3 protein-coding genes and 1 riboswitch are annotated in these 2,711 nt (G+C 43.2%); of the genes, 2 read left to right on the top strand and 1 reads right to left on the bottom strand.

Going from position 1 to position 2,711, the window contains the following annotated elements; translation table 11 throughout:
- Nucleotides 1–35: 35 nt before the first annotated feature.
- Entirely contained in the window at nucleotides 36–407 is a 372-nt protein-coding gene (locus tag VN379_RS05845) for a response regulator (RefSeq protein WP_325531771.1), read from the top strand.
- 82 nt (nucleotides 408–489) lie between these two features.
- Nucleotides 490–1,368 carry a chemotaxis protein CheX gene (locus VN379_RS05840; protein WP_325531769.1) on the top strand — a complete coding sequence of 293 codons (879 nt, stop codon included), beginning with the start codon at nucleotides 490–492 and terminating at the stop codon, nucleotides 1,366–1,368.
- Nucleotides 1,369–1,582: 214 nt separating this feature from the next.
- Here VN379_RS05840 and VN379_RS05835 read toward each other — a convergent pair whose 3' ends face one another.
- The gene (locus VN379_RS05835; protein WP_325531767.1) at nucleotides 1,583–2,350 is read right to left on the bottom strand and encodes a 4-hydroxy-tetrahydrodipicolinate reductase; all 768 of its coding nucleotides are present in this window, start codon (nucleotides 2,348–2,350) and stop codon (nucleotides 1,583–1,585) included.
- 146 nt (nucleotides 2,351–2,496) lie between these two features.
- A riboswitch (cyclic di-AMP (ydaO/yuaA leader) is annotated at nucleotides 2,497–2,629 on the bottom strand.
- Between the last annotated feature and the right edge of the window lie 82 nt (nucleotides 2,630–2,711).

Below are 2,711 nucleotides of genomic sequence, written 5' to 3'. Positions count from 1 at the left end.
AGAAAATAACATTGCTTATAGGAGGTTGATAACTAATGGCACGCGTTTTAATTGTTGATGATTCAATGATGATGAGAAAAACTATACGTAAGATACTGGAGCAAGCCGGACATGTGGTGGTAGGAGAGGCGGCTAGCGGTGAACAGGCTATTGCGCGCTATCCGGAATGCCAGCCAGATATCATCACAATGGATATTACCATGCCTGGCTTAGGCGGGGTCGAAACAATTAAATGCCTTATGCAGGCTGATCCACTGGCAAATATTGTTGTTGTAAGCTCATCAGGCCAAAAACACGTTATCATGGATGCCTTGGAGTTCGGGGCCAAAAACTATATTATCAAACCGTTGAGCGATACTAATCTATTGCCGGTTATTGACCTTGCCTTGCAGAACAACAAGCGTTAGCCTAATACCAGGCCACTGGAAAAAGAGATCACTTGAAAATCTGTTTGATTGGTGAAATTTGCATTAAAAAGGAGTCAGCCAAATGTTTAATCAATATTTTGGGTATTACCTGTTAAATAAAGGGATTCTTACTCCTGATCAACTTTTCCAGGCACTCCAGCATGAGCATTCCGCCCGGGTCAAACTAGGAATTCTTGCTGTGGATGCCGGATTGATGACAGGTGAGCAGGTAGAAGAAATACATAATCTGCAACGGGCAAAAGATAAGAAATTTGGTGAGCTGGCCCAGACGCAAGGCTATCTGACGTCTGCGCAGGTAGACCAACTATTAGCTACCCAGGGCCAAGGGCATCTGACACTGCTCCAGGCAATCACCGACAAAGGCTATTTAACATTAACCGCTGTAGAAAAGGCGTTAGCTGATTTTCGTGTGGAGTATGGCATTACAGCTAACGCTATGTCCTCGCCAGCACCAATTGATGATGATGCCGGTCTCAAAAAGCTACTGGATTTTTCACAGGCTGGTGACAAGGCTGATCTATTGTACAGCTATGCCGGACTGACACTTCGCAATCTTGTCCGCTTCTTAAATGAAACTCCTTTTATTCTGCCACTGGCCATTGAAACTAATCAGGCTGGTACTTGGGTTGCATCACAACAAATCATTGGCGAGCCGGCTTTAACTGTCAACTTAATTATGGATGCAAAAACTGTGCTGGCTACAGCTAACCGCTTCAGTGATGAGAATCTTAGCATTGTTGACGAAATGGCCCTTGATAGCATCGGCGAATTCCTCAACGTCCATAATGGTGTTTTTTGCAGCGTGTTGTCCACGAACGGCTTTAAGGTCGATTTGCAGCCCCAGTCAGTCCGGCAGCAAGAGAGCCCTCTCAACGCCCCCGGTTATCTCATAGCCATTGGAACCTCCCTGGGCCGGTTTGATTTCAGGCTATCTATATAATAGTTTTTTTGCACTAAAATAACAGTCCGCAGACAATTAAAACTGTCTGCGGACTGTTTCATGATGCTACTGATGCTGCAGGGGGCATAACTGAAGCCGCTTTCCCTTAATTAGAGAAAGCGGCTCTACTATACTACACGCACTCCTATGAGTACAAAAAATTTTCCATTTCCTTGACCAAATCCTTAGCATACTGGATTATCTTTTTACTGCGTTAATACACAGGAATATTTTGTCTGAACATCTCGGCAATTATCGTTTCCATCGTATACATGCCTGGTGGTTGGTCTATGAGGAATTTCACTGCAAAAATAGATCCCTGTCCGAAAGCTGCCCTGCTGATGCTTTCGTGGGACAGCCTTATTGTCTGATTCGGCATCCCAAAGATGATTTCATGGCGCCCAACAATTCCACCAACACGTATAGAATTTAGGTGCTCTTCAACATTAAGGCTAAGTACACTGGCAATTCTTTGAGCTGTTCCTGATACTTCTTTTTTACCTTTAAAATGTTCCTCAACAATCTCAATATCTGCATGAGGCGCTATCTTTTGTAAAATCTGAGCCGCAACCATCAACACGTTTATCCCCAGTGTTATATTAGGTGAATAAAGTACCGAAGTAAACTCTGCGTAGGATCTCATCAGATCCAGTTCCGCCTGCTCATATTTTGAAATGGCTGATATAATGGGAATGCCTGCTTGCGCTGCTTTTTCATATAAATAAATCCCGGTAGAATCCGAAAAATCTACAAGCGCCTCTACCGGCCTCTCGACAAAAAAATCATCGTTGAGATCATCAATAGAGAAAATCTCCCCGGCATCAAACTCATGCCCCAACAGCCGGCTGGCATATTTCTGATGATCTGTATCCCCTTTACGCACTACCCACGCCAGTGTAAATAAACTGTCATTTAAGAATTCGTTGGCAACAACTTTACCCGTTTTCCCAAAACCAAAAATACCGATCCTGATTTTCCCCATAATACTCCTCCTTCAAAACTGTAATTTGCCAATTCTTTCTACCTTCATCCTACATGATGATAGAAATAGTTCAAAACCAGCTTTTGAGAAGGATATCCTTACAGGACCATTTAATTGGCCTCTAAAGACTGGCAGGATAAATAAAATCCTTCTCTTTCAACGCCTACGAGGTTAGCTGACGGATTCGGGCAGAAAGAAATTCGCCCTACCTGTTCTCACAGGATTCACCCCAAAAGTGGGTCCCCCGCTTCCATAAATGGAACTCGGCGATTGCCTTATAAAATGAAATTGATTCTCTATATCATATGATACTTCATTTCCCTTTTTTCCACAATCTTGTTTCAACTGTATAATTTAACCA

Origin of the sequence: Sporomusa sp., from assembly GCF_035561255.1 — a bacterium.
In the GTDB taxonomy this organism is placed as follows: domain Bacteria; phylum Bacillota; class Negativicutes; order Sporomusales; family Sporomusaceae; genus Sporomusa.
The sequence above is the reverse complement of the archived record's forward strand: the minus strand, read 5'-3'. Positions and strand labels throughout refer to the sequence as shown.

What these genes read in the sequence shown, in the direction of transcription:
- VN379_RS05845 (WP_325531771.1), top strand. Translation starts at nt 36, where the DNA reads ATGGCACGCGTTTTAATTGTTGATGATTCAATGATGATGAGAAAAACT.
- VN379_RS05840 (WP_325531769.1), top strand. Translation starts at nt 490, where the DNA reads ATGTTTAATCAATATTTTGGGTATTACCTGTTAAATAAAGGGATTCTT.
- VN379_RS05835 (WP_325531767.1), bottom strand. Translation starts at nt 2,350, where the DNA reads ATGGGGAAAATCAGGATCGGTATTTTTGGTTTTGGGAAAACGGGTAAA.